A 17,327-nucleotide genomic window follows, 5' to 3' on the forward strand; every position below is an offset into this window, starting at 1 on the left:
ACGTTAAACGAAGTTATCATTTTTTTCTGACAAAGTCAAGTGATTTAGTCTTCCCTAATGGTTTAATTTTTGTTAATAACTCCTATTAAATTATAGCTTCAAAATTCCTATTTCAAAACTGAATTTTTAACTTTGTTACTTTACCAATAGTAATGGAACACTTTGTAGTATCGGCCAGAAAATACAGACCTCAAACGTTTAAAGACGTTGTGGGACAGCAGGCTATTACAAATACCCTACTTAATGCTATTGAAAACAATCATTTAGCACAAGCCTTACTCTTTACAGGGCCTCGTGGTGTTGGTAAAACCACTTGCGCGCGTATTCTAGCTAAAATGATTAACAGTGATGGAACTGAAACTGGCGATGAAGATTTTGCATTTAATATTTTCGAGCTAGATGCCGCTTCAAATAACTCTGTTGATGATATAAGAAGTTTAACAGATCAAGTTAGAATCCCACCACAAGTTGGGAAATACAAAGTATATATTATTGACGAGGTGCACATGCTCTCTCAAGCAGCATTTAATGCATTTCTTAAAACTCTAGAAGAGCCACCAAAGCATTGTATTTTTATTTTAGCAACTACAGAGAAGCATAAAATTATTCCAACTATACTGTCACGTTGTCAAATTTTTGATTTTAAACGCATTACGGTAAAAGATGCCAAAGGCTATCTAAAATACATTGCTGAAGAACAAGGTATAACTGCCGAAGATGATGCTTTACACATTATTGCTCAAAAAGCAGATGGCGCCATGCGTGACGCCCTTTCTATTTTTGACCGTGTGGTTAGTTTTTCAGGCAAAAACCTAACCAGGCAAGCCGTTACTGAAAATTTAAACGTCCTTGATTACGAAACCTATTTTACAAGCACAGATTTAATTTTAGAAAATAAAATCCCAGAGTTATTATTACAATTTAATAGTACACTCTCAAAAGGTTTTGATGGTCATCATTTTATAGCAGGTTTAGCATCACACTTTAGAGATTTACTAGTTAGTAAAACTCAAGAAACTATTGAGCTGTTGGAAGTTGGCGACCAAACCAAAACCAAATATTTAGAGCAATCAAAAAAAGCCTCCCAAGAGTTTCTCATGCAAGGTATAAATCTTGCCAACGATTGCGATCTCAAATACAAAACAAGTAAAAATCAACGCTTACTTGTTGAACTGTGCCTTATGCAACTTGCCTCTATCACTCATGATGGAGAAAAAAAAAATAGCAAACATTACATAATCCCAGCATCTTACTTCCAGAAAAAGGGCATCACCCCTATTCCAGTTACTATACCTAACAAAACCGAAAACGTTACACCTTCTGCGGAAGCTATAACTGAAAACACCGAACCTTTAGAACAAGTTGCTGAAGTTGTTGAAAAATTTCAAGTAAAAGAACCACCAAAAATTGTTTTAAAACAAGATTCTAAACGAACATCTGGTCTTTCATTATCAAGTATAAGAGCAAAGAAAGAGCACGAAATTAGGCAAATGGATGTGGTTATTGATGAGGAAAACTTGCCTAAAGAACCATTTACCGAACAAGAACTCCTTACCGCTTGGAATACATTTATTGAAAAATTAAGAACCGACGGGAAACATAATTTGGCTTCCATTTTATCTATAGACACCCCAAAAGTAAAAGGAACAACTATTCATTTAGAGTTTCCTAACGCTACAAACAAAGTGGAAGTAGAACGCCAGCAGTACGATTTATTAGCATATATTAGAAAAACACTTAGTAATTTTGATATCAGTTTAGATATTACAATTAATGAAGTTCTGGAAAAAAAATATGCCTACACAACAGCTGATAAATTTGAAAAATTAAAAGAGAAAAATCCAAATATTGATATTTTAAGAAAAACTTTCGATTTAGATGTTTAAAACGCTATTTAATAGCAAGTTAATTGTGCTTATATTTATACCCATTGTGTCACTAATTAGTTGTGATGGTAGAGATAGAAAGTACATGAATAACACAGAAATATTACAAGAAAACAATTTACTAAATAAGTTTAGTGAACAGGTGGAATTTGTACCAAACTCCCCTGTAGCAATTAACACAGATACTATTTTAAGTAATGGGTTTAATGTTAAAATTAATTATCGCTCTATTGAAAATAATGCCTTTTATAAAGTTACAAAAAAGGAAAAGGATTCAATAATAAAAATGAACTACAAAAACTTTGAAGCTCATATTGAAGTTTTTAAAGATGATACACCAATAAATCAATCCACAATTAATAAACTATTATTTAGTGAGTTTGAAAACGCATCGTTTTGGAATCAGGCCATTATGCAGTATGTATGGGTAGACCATAACAAATCAAGTGATGATGTGTTGTATTTAAATACGTCTTTTAATATTCCTGAAACTGAAACTTTCAAAGATTTTATTGTAGCAATAGATAAAAAAGGCACCATTCGTATAGAACAAAAACCAACCTGTTAAATATTATTAGTTATGCTAGGACTTAAATTGCCAACAGACCCGCGTTGGGTTAACATTGTTGAGAAAAACATTGAAGAAATTTTAACAGATCATGCCTTTTGTGAGCAAAAAGCAACGAGTACAGCTATTTCACTTATAGTTAGTTTTCCTGAATATACAGAGCTTGTTCAAGAAATGGTAGCTTTGGTTAAAGAAGAGATTAGCCATTTTAAAATGGTACATGATAAAATTCTTGAACGTGGCTGGACTTTAGGTCGTGATAGACGTGATGACTACGTTATTGAGTTACTTAAGTTTTTCCCAAAAGGCGGCAGTAGAACCACTCAACTAGTACATCGTTTATTATACGCAGCGTTAATAGAAGCAAGAAGTTGCGAGCGTTTCAGGTTGCTTTCTGAGGAACTTGAAGACAAAGAACTTGCAGAATTCTATAGAAACCTTATGGTAAGTGAGGCAAATCATTACACTATGTTTTTAGGTTTTGCTAGACAATATGGCGAAAAAAAAGAAGTTGATACCAAATGGCAACAACTTCTTGAATATGAGAGTAAAATTATAAGTAATTTAGGTACTAGTGAAGCTATACATGGTTGAAATTCTTAATTAAAATTTATAACCAATACCTAATTGAATGTTTCTGTTTTTAGCAACAATGCCAGATACTTCATCAAAAACATTGCTGATTCCATAGTTGTATCTAACATCCACAAAAATGGCGTAGTTAATTTTATAGTCGGCTCCAATAACAGTAGAATACCCTAGGTTTTTCATGCCATCGTCTGTTTTATGAACTTTCAAACCAATTTGTGGTCCAATTCCAGCATGAAATTTTTCACTAAACCGAAATCTAAATAAAATTGGCATTTGAATATAATCTAGTTGTAGCTCTTCTTCTCTAGCTCCTTCTCCAGAAAATTGAATTTCAGGTACTACTGATAATGTTCTTGATAAGCCAATATTTGCTAAAAAACCAATATAAATACTGTTTCTATGTTTGTTTTCTGAAATAGGTGCGTTTTCTTGAAAGTCTAAATGCGAAATGGTATAACCAGCTCTAACACCGTATTTTATACCGCTTGAAGCTGACCATTTTTCTTTCACTTTTACGGTGTCTTGGGCTTTTTTAGAAGATTTAATTAATTTGTCATCTTGAGAAAATCCGTGGAATGAAAAACAAAATAGTATTGTTAGTAGTAATAATTTTTTCATCTGCTTATTTATTTATGTTAATCTATCAGATGTAACTTGCCAAAATATTATGAAGTTGAGGGCAACATATATATAAGCTTATTTCAATATTAATAGATTTGGGTTATTAATAATATTAAGCTACGAATATATATTATAAATTTAAAAAAGTGCAAGTATACAAGCTAAAGTGCAAAATTTTACTGTGTATTGCTTGAAACTGTATCATAAAAGATACTTTTAATGATACCATCTGCAAGACCAATTTTAGGGACATAAATATTTTTAGCACCACCCCATTTCATTGCCGAAAGGTAAATTCGCATGGCAGGAATAATAACATCTGCTCTATCTTGGTTTAATGATAGTTCCGTAATACGTTCTTCATAAGAGTAAGTTTGAAGCATATTATAGTAAGATGTCATATAAAAATAAGAAAGTGGCTTTCCCATAGATTTGCCAGATACTTTGAAAATTTTATTGATATTTCCACCAGAACCAAGAACATTAACTTTATGATACTCTTTGGTATTACTTTTAATCCAATCTTGCAATTCTTGCCAAGTTTGTTTTTTAACCATATCGTTCAACAAACGTACGGTGCCAATTTTAAAAGATTTTGACGCCACTTGATTACCCCTGTCTATAACTGTAAACTCTGTACTTCCTCCACCAACGTCAACATACAAATATGTTTTGTTTGGATCAATAAACTTGTTTAAATCTGTTGCTGCAATAATTGCTGCTTCCTCTTGTCCTTCAATAATATCAATACTGATTCCTGCATGTTCCAATACTAAATCTACAACTTTTTTTCCGTTTTCCGACTCCCGCATTGCAGATGTAGCACAGGCTTTATACTTAACAACCTTATGAGATTTCATAAGCAATTTAAAGGCTAACATGGTATCTAAAATACGCTGTATGTTTTCTTTGGAAATTTTATTTTTTATAAAAACATCTGCTCCGAGACGGATAGGTACACGAACTAGAGAATTTTTTTTAAATTGTACAGGCTGTCCGTTTTGCTCTATAATATTTGATATTAATAGCCTTACCGCATTTGACCCAATATCAATGGCTGCATATTTTTTTATTGAAAGCATACTAGTTTTCTAATTTTTTGGTATAGTAATCATAGATAGCAAATTGAGACCTTACCTTGGTTTTTTTATTAATAAGGTATTGGTTTTCTTGAGAATCATTCAATATTCTGGCTTTAACGTTGTCACTCCAACTAATATTAAACGTATCTATAATTTCTTTCTTTATGTCTTCATCATAAATTGGGCAACCCACTTCTACTCTAGTTTCTATATTCCGTGTCATCCAATCGGCTGAAGATATGTATAATTTTGAATCGCCGTTATTACCAAAAATATAAACTCTTGAATGTTCTAAAAACTTATCAATAACACTTATAACTTCTATATTTTCACTCATTCCTTTTATTCCTGGAATTAAACAACAAATACCCCTTACTATCATTTGAATTTTGACTCCTGCCCTGCTCGCCTCGTATAACTTATCAATCATTGGATAGCTAGAAATACTATTCATTTTTAATCTTATAAGGCCTTCTCTGCCTTGCCTTACATTTTCAATTTCTTTATTAATTAGATTAAAAACTCCACTTTTAGTGAAATGTGGCGAAACGATTAAGTGTTTGTATTTAAAAATCCTATAGTTTGTTTTAAAAAAATCAAAAACTTGATTAACGTCTTTTAAAATCTTTTTGTTGGATGTAAAAAGTGTATAGTCTGTATAAATTTTTGCTGTAGATTCATTAAAATTTCCTGTGCTAATAAAGCCATAGCGTTTTATTTTTTTGCCTTCCTCTCGTTCTACTACGCACATTTTACTATGCACTTTAAGCCCTGTAACTCCAAATATTAAATTGACACCCTCATCTTTCATCTGTTGGGCATAGTTAATATTTGCTTGCTCATCAAACCTTGCACGAAGCTCAATGGATACTGTAACTGACTTACCATTAACGGCTGCATTAATAAGCGAGCTAGCGACATGAGATATTTCTGCAAGGCGATAAATAGTGATTTTTATTGTTTTAACCTTAGGATCTAAAGCAGCTTCTCTTAAAAACTTAACAACATATGTGAAAGTTTGATATGGTGCATGTAACAAGTAATCCTTTTTAGCAATGGCTTTAAAAATACTTCGCTGTAAACTCAAGTTTTTTATTGGTACAGCTTCAATTTTATCATATAAGAGGTCTGTTCTTCCTAAACTGGGGAATCCCATGTAATCGCGTCTGTTATGATAACGACCTCCTGGTATTATGCTATCTGTATCATCAATACCCATTTTCGACATTAAATACCTTAATGTTTCTTTATGTATGGTTTTGTCATAAACAAACCTTACTGGTTCTCCAACTTGTCTATGTTTAACACTATCAGAAATTTTTTCTATAAAGCTTTTACTTAAATCACTTTCAAAATCTAATTCACCATCTCTGGTAATTTTTATCATGTGAGCAGAAATAGATTTGTAATCGAAAATATTAAAAATATCTTCTAAACAATACCGCAATACATCATCAACCATAATGATATAGCTTTTATCACCTTGTTTAGGTAATTCAACAAAACGATCAACGGATTTTGGAATTTCAATTAAAGCAAATTGCTTATTATCATTATTCATTAGCATTTTTACAGCTAAATAAGCGGCACTATCCTTTAGATTTGGTAATACAACTGAATCGTTAAGAATAATAGTTACTAATGCAGGACTAACAGTTTTAAAAAAGTATGTTTTAATAAATGCACTCTGATTATCGTCAATTTGCGTTTCATCAATAACATAAATATTTTCCTCTTTTAGTTTCTTATCAATAGTATTTAAAATGGCAACACTTTCACTTTGCTGCTTAATTACAATTTGAGTTATAATTTCTAGCAATTCTTTTGCCTTAATACCACCTAGTTCGCTTTTTCCTCCTTTTCCTGCTTCAACAATACGTTTTACTGTTGCGTACCTTACTTTAAAAAATTCATCTAAGTTATTTGAAAAAATACCTAAAAAACGTAATCTTTCTATTAAAGGGACAGATTCGTCAGTGGCTTCTTGTAGGACTCTGGCATTAAACTGTAACCAGCTAATTTCTCTATTTATATAACTATTATTTTCTGAGTTTTCAGGTTTAGTCATTGACTCTAAATGAATTTTAATTGTTTAAAACAAATATATTCTATTTAGACTAAAATATATTATTTTAAACTATAATTAAATTTGAATATGTTTTTATTAAATAATTAAAAAAAAGAACCTTATTTATGGCTTTATATCTCTTGGGAATAATGTTATTATTGTTTTTCCTGGTTTTAATTTACGCCATTTTTCTATATCAAATTCTATGATTACGACTCCACTTGTTGGAACGTTATCTATATATTCTGTACCAAAAGTATTTACAAAAGCCGTTATGGCATGATTATGTCCAAAAATCATTAGATTATTAATAGTGCTATCGCATGTTTTGATAAATCGAATTAGGTTTTCTCCTGAGAAATCATATAAATCATAACTAAATTGCAGGTTATCTTCATTAATGCTTAAATTTTTGATAAAAATTTTCGCAGTAGATTTTGTACGAACAGCATCACTAGAAATAATTAACTCCATAGATAGATTATGACTTCTTAATGATTTGGAAACTAAATTGGCATCCTTAATTCCTCTTGTTTTAAGTGGCCTTTCGTGGTCTGTAACATCATGATTCCATGATGATTTGGCGTGCCTAACTAATATTAATTTTTTCATAAATATCGATTAAATGCATTTTTTATCGATAAAAAGTTGCTTTTTTCGGTTAAATTCAATTTATTTGCTTGTTCAAAATATATAAAAAAATACAAAAATTGAAATTAGAAAAACTAAAATGAAGTAAGAGTCGTATAATCATTAGTTAGTATGGAGTTTTTTTACTTTAAAACTACTATTGATTTTAGTGACGGTTTAAACTATTATGTATCTATTAAATACATGATTTACAAATACTTAATATAAAAAAATGAAAATTACATTTACTATACTTATAACGCTAATTTTTACAATTTTACCTTCTAAGGAAAAGGTAACGGTTAATAATCTGCAAAACTCTAGTGCAGAACTTTCTGTTGAAAAAAATAGAAATTTTAAATCTATAGATGAAGACGGTGCTAATTTCATATTAAAACTAAAAAATACATCTGGCTCAAGAAAATCCTTCATCATAAGAGCAACATTAGATTCTTCTCCTTGTTCAAACGAGTATAATTCAAATCTGTCTAGTAAAGAAAATTCAAATTTATATATGTTGCTTGAGGTAGATAATTCCCAAAGCATGTCTAACACAGAATCTAGTATTCAAACCACTTTAGATGCTGAACAAACAAAGCAATTTACTCTAACAGCCACAGCTCCAAATGGTACAGAATTTAACACTTGGGGATGTATTAAAGTAGAAGCTATTTCGAATAAAACTATTTCTGATGAAATAATTTTAAGTGTATTTATACCTGATCCGTCAGAAGAATAAAGTTTATTATAATTATAAATTAGTTATAAAAAGATAAATATGAGAAATCAATTACTCATTCAAAAAGGACACAATAAGCAACTAAAAAATATTCTTTTAGTTGTTTTCTTGTTTTTCTCTTTTGGCGTATTAATGGCTCAAGAAGTTATTGTTAATAAATATGCTATTGAGAATACTACAAACTGTAATCAATTTGATGTAACACTAGAAGTTATAGGTAACCCACCGCCTCAGCCACAAGAAGTTGTTTTGGTAATTGATAGATCCGGTAGTATGAATTTTGGTAATGATCCTAAACCCATTGATTTTGCCCAAGATGCAGCTGTAGATTTTGTAAATAATTTCTTTTTGCCTGCTAATAATCCAACAGGTTTAAATAGAGTAGCTATAGTTAGTTTTAGTAGTACAGCGACAATTGATATTGGTTTGACAAATAGTAGTGGACAAGCTTCGGTTATTGCAACAATTAATAGTATTGTTACAGGAGGAGGTACGAATACTGAGGATGGTATAGTAAAAGCTGATAATGTATTAACAACAACTGGAACATTTGATTGTACCACCTCTAGAAGTATTATTCTTTTATCTGATGGTGTTGCAACAGTAAGGAATAATGGTATATTTACCAACTCTTGTTTTTCTACTACTACTGTTACAACATGTCAAACAGAAGCAATACAAGCAGGTGTAGATGCTCAAACCACAACGGTTTTGGGAGAGGTATACAATCAAAGCATTTTTACTATTGGTCTAATTGGAGCCATTAGTGGCACAGAAGAATCCGTGGCTTTAAATACACTAGATGGTATTCAAAATTCTGGTGCTTTTTCCACTGAAAATAATGCCAATTTAACTGCGATTTATTCTCAAATTTTGGGAAGATTAGTGCCTGCAGCCACACAAATTTCAGGACAATCATTGGTTTCAGATGTTTTGCAAAGTGGTTTTACTTTAGTTCCTGGGTCTATAAACCCAAGTTCTGGTTCAACGACTAATACAGCATCTTCTATATCATGGTTTGTTCCTAATTTATATGATGAGACTATTACTTTGACATATACTATTGAATCTGACGGTGTGAATGCATGTAGTAATCAAGTTCCAGGTAATTCGGTTATAAATTATGAAGATTCATCTTGTAATACTTCATCACTCACTTTTTCTAATCCTAATATTTGTGTTCCTTGTCCTGTAATAAATCCCGTAATTTCAAGATTAGGATGCTCGAGTTCAATATCATATTCCAGTTCTTTAAACCAAGGAGGGTGTACTTCTTTTTCAGATTCATTTCAATGGGTTTTCAGATTGAATGGAACTCAAGTTGGTTCTTCAAATTCTCAAAATGGAACTTTTAATTATACAGGAACTCCAGCTTTTGAAGGTTCTTTTACTGCTGATTTAACTTATTCTGGTTCTTATGGAGTTGGAACATGTTCTTTAGCTGATATTAATGAATCTTCAAATACGCTAACCTTGCCTACTGCTCTAGCTATTAGTTTAGAATCAAGTACTGATGTTACTTGTTTAGACGGAAATGATGGCGCTATAGATATATCTGTTTCTGGTGGTACGGGAAGTTATTCATACGATTGGGATAATAATGGACTTCAAGATCCTGATACAGATACTCAAGATTTAGCAAACTTAATAGCTGGTACTTATACTGTTATTGTAACAGACACTAATAGCGGATGTACAGTATCTGAAAGTTATGATGTTTCTACTATTACTGATGCAGAAGCACCAATAATCACCTGTCCTGCAACTATTAATTTAAATGCAGATACTAATGCTTGTGAGGCTACTAATGTAACTATTGTAGACCCTACAGCTACCGACAACTGTGCAACAACGTTCACCTTTACAGGAACACGTTCAGATAACTTGCCATTAACCGATCCATACCCTGTGGGAACAACAACCATTACTTGGATTGCTAATGATGGCGGAAACGACAGTCTGTCTTGTAATCAACTGGTAACTATTACTGATGCAGAAGCACCAATAATCACCTGTCCTGCAACCATTGATTTAAATGCAGATACTAATGCTTGTGAGGCTACTAATGTAACTATTGTAGACCCTACAGCTACCGACAACTGTGCAACAACGTTCACTTTTACAGGAACACGTTCAGATAACTTAGCATTAACCGATCCATACCCTGTGGGAACAACAACCATTACTTGGATTGCTAATGATGGCGGAAACGACAGTCTGTCTTGTAATCAACTGGTAACTATTACTGATGCAGAAGCACCAGAATTTGTTGAAACGCTACCTGTAGACGGTACTTTTGAATGTGATAACGTACCAGACCCAGTAACATTAACTGTAACAGATTCATGTGATGGTGATGTTAATGTAGATTTCACAGAAGAAAGAACAAATGGTTTATGTATGTCTAATTACTCTTTAGAGCGTAAATGGGTATCTATTGACTCAAATGGACTAACAACAACACACATTCAGACAATTACTGTACAAGATACGAAGGCTCCAGAGCCAACAACAACTATTGAATCTACAATTACTGTTAGCTGTGAAAATATACCAGCTATTCCAAATATTGAATTTACTGATAACTGTTCGTCTAACATAAATGAAGTTTTTGAAGAAACAAGTTCTTTTGATGAAAACAATCCATCTGATTATGAAATAGTAAGAACATGGACAGTTACTGATGAATGCGATAATCAAGAATCATACACTCAAACCATTTCTGTTACTTTAAGTGAACTTGTAACTACAGTAAATAAAAGAGCTTGTTTTGATGATGGAACTATAGATTTGAATGATTACTTACAGAAAAATCAAACAGGAGGGCAATGGACAGTTTTAGATGGCAACGCAAGTTTAGATGAAAGTGTTTTTGATCCTGAAAATGTGGTGTTAGGCTTTTATAAATTCAGTTATGCCTTCAATGACAATGGATGTTTAAATACAACAGAAGTAACTATTGAAATTCATGAAGAATGTATAACATTACCATGTAGTGATAGGAATAACGTTATCATTTCAAAAGTTGTGACTCCTAATGGAGATGTATATAATGAATTCTTTACAATCAATGGTATAGACACTTGTGGTTTTACGGTAGAATTGCAGATATTCAATCGCTGGGGAGCAAAAATATATGAAAACTTCAATTATCAAAATAATTGGAATGGATTTACTTCTAGTGGATCAGTTGGACAAGCAGAAAGAGTTCCGAATGGAACATATTTTTATATTATTAATTTAAAAGATAGTGGGTTAGAACCTTTTGCTAAGGCATTTTATGTAGGCACTAAATAAATCTAAACATACTATGAAGTCAATAAAGTTAAACATAATTATTTTTATACTGGCAAATTGCTGGATAGGAGTTGCACAACAACTACCACAGTTTACACAGTATATGTATAATACAATCTCAATAAACCCGGCATATGCTGGTAGTAGAGAAACATTAAGTGTTGTAGGTTTACACAGGAGTCAGTGGGTAGGTTTAGAAGGAGGGCCAACAACCCAAACAATTTCAGTCCACAGCCCTTTAAGAAATGATAGGGTTGGAATAGGGTTTTCATTCATTAACGATGAATTAGGATATGAGAACTTTACCTATTTTTATGGTGATTTCTCATATACGCTTCCGGTAGGAAAGAAGCATAAACTTGCCTTTGGTTTAAAAGCTGGTTTCACTCAATACAGTTTAGATCAGTCATTATTAAATAATACTAGTGATCCATCATTAAATAATGGCATTAATGACCCTTTTTTCGATGATGTATCCAATAGGTTTAGCCCCGATATTGGGCTAGGTGCTTATTTGCATTCAAATAGGTGGTATCTAGGACTCTCTGCTCCAAGGATACTAAATACAGATTATAATAATGGAAAACAAGGTGCTGTTGATTTTATTGCTCTGGAGCGCGTAAGTTACTATTTTACAGGAGGCTATGTTTTTGATTTAAATGAAACAACTAAATTTAAACCAGCCATGTTACTTAAAGCTACTAATGGAGCTCCTTTATCTTTTGATATTACGGCTAATTTCTTATTTAATGAAACCTTTTGGCTTGGCGCATCTTATAGAATTAATGAACATGCCTCTGCTTTAGGTGGAATTGCCGATTTTCAAGTTTCTAAACAGATTCGAATTGGATATGCTTACGAGTACCCACTTTCAGAAATAAACGGTGTTTCTAGTGGTACACATGAAATATTATTTATGTATGAACTTTTTAAAAGTAAACGTATTAAATCTCCTAGATACTTCTAAAATTATATTAATATGAAAACAAATTTTTTAATTCTCTTATTAGTTTTTTTTACTAGTACTCTTTTTGCTCAAAAAAAACTAGCTGATAAGTTTTTTGATAATTACAGTTTTATTAAAGCTAGTGAGTTATATGAAAAAGCTATAGAAAATGGTGATGATAGCATGCATAACTTAACGCGTTTGGGTGACTGTTTTTACAATAACTCTAATTCTGAAAAAGCAATTTATTGGTACGAAAAAGCAGTAAATAAATTTAATATTGATTCTGAACATTTATATAGATATATTCAATCTTTAAAAAGTATTGGTAATTATTCCGACGCAAATAAATGGATTAAAAAGTTTATAGAAATTAGAAATAACGATAGTAGAGTTAAAAATTATGATATCGATAATCTATCTAAATATGATGAACTTAGTGCTATTGATGAGTCATTAGCTATTAAAATAGAAAATTTACCTATCAATTCAAAGTTTTCAGATTTCGGGTCGTTCATTTTTAATAATAAATTATTTTTTGCTTCAGCTAGAGGTGTTAATGAGACTAAAGAATATGGATGGAATCAGGAACCTTTCTTAGATTTATTTCAAATTTCAATAAAAGAAAAAGATTACACGTTAGAACTTGGTAATGCTAATTTAATTGAATCTTCAGATATTAATTCTGATTATCATGAGGCTACTATAGCTATTACTAATGATGGCAAAACCATGTATTTTACCAGAGATAATGTAACAAGAAAAAATAAACTAAATTTCGATAAAAAAGGAACTACACATTTAAAAATATACAAAGCTTCTCTTATTGAAGACCACTGGGAAAACATTATAGAGTTACCTATTAATGATGAAATTTATTCAACAGGACACCCGACTTTAAGTCCAGATAACAAAAAGCTATTTTTTGTATCTGATAGAAATGGTGGATTTGGGCAAACTGATATTTACGTTGTTGACATTCTTGAAAACAATAAATATAGTGAACCAAGAAATTTGGGATCAAAAATAAATACTGAAGGGCGTGAAATGTTTCCTTTTGTTAGCAAGGATAGCACATTTTATTTTTCTTCAGACGGACGTTTAAACCTAGGACTTTTAGATATTTTTGAATCTAATTTTATTAAAGATAGTATTGCGCTACCAAAAAATTTGGGTGCTCCATATAACAGTGGTTATGATGATTTTGCTTATTTCATAGACCCATTAAATGATAATAAAAGAAGTTTTTTATCTTCAAATAGACCAGGCGGAAATGGAAGTGATGATATTTATACAGTGTATTCCAAAATATGTTCTCAAACTATCAAAGGAATTACAAGAGATAAAAAAGATAATGAACCATTAAGTAATGTGCATGTAAAACTTATTGACAATACAGGAAAAATTATTGAAGAAATCATAACTAAAGATGATGGAGCTTATAAATTTATTATTAACTGTGAGAAGAAATATACTGTTACAGCAAAACTTATAGCATATTCTGAAGATCAGGTTCAAATTACTTCAAATGACAAAAACGAAACTATTATTGAAAAAGATTTGTTTTTAGAATCTTTAATTAAAGGAAATCAAATAGTAATTAAACCCATATTTTTTGATTATGGAAAATGGGATATCCGTACTGATGCAAAATATGAGTTAGAAAATATTGTAGATGTTTTAAGGATTAATCCATCTATGGTTATTAAAATTGAAGCTCATACTGATAGTCGAGGAAGGGATAATTTTAATATGCGATTATCTAATAAAAGAGCTAAATCTACTAGAGATTATATTTTTTCTAGAGGTATACCACAAAATCAAATTGAAAGCGCTATTGGATATGGTGAAAGTCAATTATTAAATAAATGTTCTAATGGTGTTAAATGTACAGATCAAGAGCATCAAATAAATCGTAGGTCTTATTTTTATATATTAAAAAAATAATACTAAAATAATTAATATTATAAACACTTGTTTATCAAGTTTTTATGAATAATAAAAATTAAAAACATCGACAATATACATATTATTACGATTAAATGCGTATTTTAGCGGTTAATCGAATTTATTAGTGATTTACCATGAATATTTGACTAACTAATATCATATATGTTTTTTTGCAAAACCTACTATAAATTTAAAATTATGACCCCGAATCTAATTTCAAAAACAAATAAGGCATTATTAAATCGTAATGTTCTCCCCTCGTATTTTTCCCTCAACAAAAGTTTTTTTATTTTTTTATTAATCAATATTAGTTACTAATTAGTACCAGTACTAAATATCTGGTTATTATTTAAATCAAATTATTTAATTAACATTATGCAAATCATGAAAAGTAAATCGACTTTTAAAATCTGTATTTTTTTTCTAATAACCTGTCTGTTTCAAATTCTAAATGCTCAGGAACAAAGAAAAAATCATTCAGCTTTTGATTTAGAAATAGTAAAATATAGTGATAAGCCCGATACAGATAAAGAACATTATCATTTGTTAGAAATTACAAATAATTCAAATAAAATCAATGAATTTAAATTATTTGTAAAACCTGCTAAATGCAAAGATGATTATAATAATGTCGTTAAAAACCAAAAAGGATTTCTTGACAATGATAATGTTGTTTCAGAAAAGAAAATTGATAGTAAAATTAGTTCTAGTTTAACTTTTGAAATATACAATAAAACTTTGAGTGAAAATTTAAGTAAAATTTTGCTACAACCAAAAAAATCTTTAAAATTTTATCTAAAGATTACTAGAGAAAATAATTCAGAAATTGGCCAATGGAAATGCTCAAAACTCATAGCGAAATTATTAAATAAAAAAAATAGTAAGAGAAAGTCTGTTATAATAAAATCTTTTATGGCCGACTCCAATACAAAAGGGCATTAAATATTATTTATAAAATATTAATTAGTTAAAGCTTATGAAAATCTTTACCAAATCCATAATTCACTATAAAGCGTTATTAGTATTTATACTTTTTATAAGTGTTTTTTCTCAAGCTCAAGTACAACAAGCTTTTACTCCAAGATTTAATGAGGCTGTAAATGGAGATTTTACTATTATTGCTAACAATATGATTTCTACAACTGCTACAGGTAGTTATACAGGTGGAAGTGATAATCATAATTTATCAAACTTAGTGTATGTAGATATTGATGGTAACACAGGTATTGGAGCTAACACTTTTAACTCCAGTAGTGCAAATTTTGCAAATCCTGCGCCTAGTGCTAGTTGTTTAACACTTAGAAAAGTGTTTTTATATTGGGCTGCTGCAGATAGGGAATTTAGTGACACAATTGATGAAAACCAACCAAGTTGGAATTACAATGATGTACAGCTAATGCTTCCTGGAGAAACGAGTTATACAACTTATACTGCAACAGGTAGTGAAATTATTTATAGAGGAAGAGATACTCATTTTAGTAATGAACCTTATATATGTGTAAAGGATATTACTACCCAAGTTGGCGCGCTAACTAACCCTTATGGAACTTATCAAGTTGCAAATGTAGAGGGCAAAATTGGCTCATTAAGTGATCACTCAGGTACTCCAATTGGTGTCTCTGGGGGGTGGCAAATTGTTTTTGTATATGAAAGTCCTTCACTACTTCCTAAAAACATTTCTATTTTTGATGGATATGCACATGTTAATGAAGTGGATTCTGGTGATATTATATTCAGTGGTTTTCAAACCGTACCATCAGGTAATGTAAATGCAAATGTGCTTATTGGTGCCCTTGAAGGTGACCAAGGTTTAAGTGGTGATGGCCTACAAATACAAAATACTTCAGGGACTTTTGTCGATTTATCTACAGCTCAACTTCCTACAATTCCAATCAGACCAGAAACCAACTTTTTCAATAGTAGAATAACCATTGATAACGCCAATTTTACAGACAGAAACCCTGCCAGTACAAATACCTTAGGTTTTGATGCTGCAGTTTTTCAATTATCTAACCCAGGAAATACTATTATTGGAAACAATCAAACTTCTGCCACATTTAATTTAACATCAAATCTTGAAGTTTATGGATTATACTTATTAGGCTTGTCTGTAGAAGTTTGGAAACCAGAACTTGGACCTATTAATGTAACATTAGACACTCCTAGTGCACCTCAAAGTCCTGGAACGACGATTGGTGCAGAATTTAATGTTGAAAATAAAGGTAATGATAATGCAAAAAACTTAAGAATTTTTGAAACTTTACCTCCTCAGTTAACTTTAGTAGAACCAATATCACCTACATTACCTTCTGGTGTAACTTATAATTATAATACAGGAACTAATCTTCTAGAATTTTTTATAGATGATAGTTTAGTTGCTGCTGGAAGTTTACCTTTTGATGTAGAATTTGAATTACAGATTAGAGATGAGTGCTACTTTTTGGAAACTAATTGTACAACCCAATTTGAAGTACAGTTTGAGGCTACTTATTCTGGAGAAATAAATACTACTGAACAATCAACATTAAGTTCTGCAACAACAGATCCATGTGGTGCTAGTATTGAAGATCCTGTAATCATGGATGTTATTCAACCTACAATATCATGGCAAACAGCACTTGGAGATTTAGATAGAACGGTTCAATGTAATGACGCCAGTAATTTAGCTGATGCTCAAAACCTATTTCCATCTGCCAATAAGTGTGCTTTAACTCCTGTTAAAACATCTGGGTCTTTTGTTCCTGATGCTGGTTGTGCCAATACTGGTACTTATACTAATTCTTGGAATTTTACAGATGCCTGTGGGGTGACAATTACGAGTTTTGTTCAAACAATTACTGTAATTAATACTACGCCTATTGTAATACCAACAGACGGTGCAGAAACTGTAGATTGTATTGCTGATGCTACTGAAACATTTACTTTACCTACTGTAACCGATGCGTGTGG

The 17,327-nt window shown here is 31.1% G+C and carries 12 protein-coding genes and 1 pseudogene; 9 read left to right on the forward strand and 4 right to left on the reverse strand.

The annotated features are described in order from the left end of the window. Positions 1-152: 152 nt before the first annotated feature. From dnaX to Q0870_RS12020, 3 genes are read left to right on the forward strand one after another with little or no spacing between them, the layout of a single operon-like run. Positions 153-1,886 carry a DNA polymerase III subunit gamma/tau gene (gene dnaX / locus Q0870_RS12010; RefSeq protein WP_298555757.1) on the forward strand — a complete coding sequence of 578 codons (1,734 nt, stop codon included), beginning with the start codon at positions 153-155 and terminating at the stop codon, positions 1,884-1,886. Next, entirely contained in the window at positions 1,879-2,454 is a 576-nt protein-coding gene (locus Q0870_RS12015) for a DUF4738 domain-containing protein (protein WP_298555758.1), read from the forward strand. The genes dnaX and Q0870_RS12015 overlap by 8 nt, the downstream gene beginning before the upstream one ends. Positions 2,455-2,466: 12 nt before the next feature. Continuing rightward, positions 2,467-3,048 (forward strand): tRNA-(ms[2]io[6]A)-hydroxylase, encoded by a 582-nt coding sequence (locus tag Q0870_RS12020; RefSeq protein WP_109352640.1) that lies wholly within the window; start codon positions 2,467-2,469, stop codon positions 3,046-3,048. Positions 3,049-3,057: 9 nt separating this feature from the next. Here Q0870_RS12020 and Q0870_RS12025 read toward each other — a convergent pair whose 3' ends face one another. The 4 genes from Q0870_RS12025 to Q0870_RS12040 form a co-directional block, all read right to left on the reverse strand. Continuing rightward, positions 3,058-3,663 carry an outer membrane beta-barrel protein gene (locus Q0870_RS12025; protein WP_298555759.1) on the reverse strand — a complete coding sequence of 202 codons (606 nt, stop codon included), beginning with the start codon at positions 3,661-3,663 and terminating at the stop codon, positions 3,058-3,060. A 179-nt stretch (positions 3,664-3,842) separates the two neighbouring features. Then, the gene (locus Q0870_RS12030) at positions 3,843-4,748 is read right to left on the reverse strand and encodes a rod shape-determining protein (protein WP_298555760.1); all 906 of its coding nucleotides are present in this window, start codon (positions 4,746-4,748) and stop codon (positions 3,843-3,845) included. Between the two features lies 1 nt (position 4,749). Then, positions 4,750-6,816, reverse strand: coding sequence for a polyphosphate kinase 1 (gene ppk1 / locus Q0870_RS12035; protein ID WP_298555761.1), 2,067 nt, complete (start codon positions 6,814-6,816; stop codon positions 4,750-4,752). 123 nt (positions 6,817-6,939) lie between these two features. Beyond that, entirely contained in the window at positions 6,940-7,428 is a 489-nt protein-coding gene (locus tag Q0870_RS12040; RefSeq protein WP_298555762.1) for a histidine phosphatase family protein, read from the reverse strand. Between the two features lie 250 nt (positions 7,429-7,678). Here Q0870_RS12040 and Q0870_RS12045 point away from each other — a divergent pair, with 250 nt between their 5' ends. From Q0870_RS12045 to Q0870_RS12070, 6 genes and pseudogenes are all read left to right on the forward strand, one after another. Next, a complete protein-coding gene (locus Q0870_RS12045) occupies positions 7,679-8,185 on the forward strand; it encodes a hypothetical protein (RefSeq protein WP_298555763.1) in 507 nt (168 codons plus the stop codon). Between the two features lie 39 nt (positions 8,186-8,224). Beyond that, on the forward strand, positions 8,225-11,482 hold the full coding sequence (locus Q0870_RS12050; RefSeq protein ID WP_298555764.1) for a gliding motility-associated C-terminal domain-containing protein: 3,258 nt from the start codon (positions 8,225-8,227) through the stop codon (positions 11,480-11,482). Between the two features lie 13 nt (positions 11,483-11,495). Beyond that, the gene (locus tag Q0870_RS12055; RefSeq protein ID WP_298555765.1) at positions 11,496-12,449 is read left to right on the forward strand and encodes a type IX secretion system membrane protein PorP/SprF; all 954 of its coding nucleotides are present in this window, start codon (positions 11,496-11,498) and stop codon (positions 12,447-12,449) included. A 12-nt stretch (positions 12,450-12,461) separates the two neighbouring features. Then, positions 12,462-14,375 (forward strand): OmpA family protein, encoded by a 1,914-nt coding sequence (locus Q0870_RS12060; RefSeq protein ID WP_298555766.1) that lies wholly within the window; start codon positions 12,462-12,464, stop codon positions 14,373-14,375. A gap of 546 nt (positions 14,376-14,921) precedes the next feature. Continuing rightward, complete coding sequence (locus Q0870_RS12065; RefSeq protein WP_298555767.1) at positions 14,922-15,320, forward strand: hypothetical protein; 399 nt, start codon at positions 14,922-14,924, stop codon at positions 15,318-15,320. Between the two features lie 34 nt (positions 15,321-15,354). Beyond that, positions 15,355-17,327 (forward strand): annotated as a pseudogene (locus Q0870_RS12070) (hypothetical protein); the annotation flags it as partial.

The organism is uncultured Algibacter sp., from assembly GCF_947487575.1.
Lineage (GTDB): Bacteria > Bacteroidota > Bacteroidia > Flavobacteriales > Flavobacteriaceae > Algibacter_B.

Bases quoted from the DNA above. Each gene is read 5' to 3' on its own strand.
- dnaX (WP_298555757.1), top strand. From the start codon at position 153: ATGGAACACTTTGTAGTATCGGCCAGAAAATACAGACCTCAAACGTTT.
- Q0870_RS12015 (WP_298555758.1), top strand. From the start codon at position 1,879: ATGTTTAAAACGCTATTTAATAGCAAGTTAATTGTGCTTATATTTATA.
- Q0870_RS12020 (WP_109352640.1), top strand. From the start codon at position 2,467: ATGCTAGGACTTAAATTGCCAACAGACCCGCGTTGGGTTAACATTGTT.
- Q0870_RS12025 (WP_298555759.1), bottom strand. From the start codon at position 3,663: ATGAAAAAATTATTACTACTAACAATACTATTTTGTTTTTCATTCCAC.
- Q0870_RS12030 (WP_298555760.1), bottom strand. From the start codon at position 4,748: ATGCTTTCAATAAAAAAATATGCAGCCATTGATATTGGGTCAAATGCG.
- ppk1 (WP_298555761.1), bottom strand. From the start codon at position 6,816: ATGACTAAACCTGAAAACTCAGAAAATAATAGTTATATAAATAGAGAA.
- Q0870_RS12040 (WP_298555762.1), bottom strand. From the start codon at position 7,428: ATGAAAAAATTAATATTAGTTAGGCACGCCAAATCATCATGGAATCAT.
- Q0870_RS12045 (WP_298555763.1), top strand. From the start codon at position 7,679: ATGAAAATTACATTTACTATACTTATAACGCTAATTTTTACAATTTTA.
- Q0870_RS12050 (WP_298555764.1), top strand. From the start codon at position 8,225: ATGAGAAATCAATTACTCATTCAAAAAGGACACAATAAGCAACTAAAA.
- Q0870_RS12055 (WP_298555765.1), top strand. From the start codon at position 11,496: ATGAAGTCAATAAAGTTAAACATAATTATTTTTATACTGGCAAATTGC.
- Q0870_RS12060 (WP_298555766.1), top strand. From the start codon at position 12,462: ATGAAAACAAATTTTTTAATTCTCTTATTAGTTTTTTTTACTAGTACT.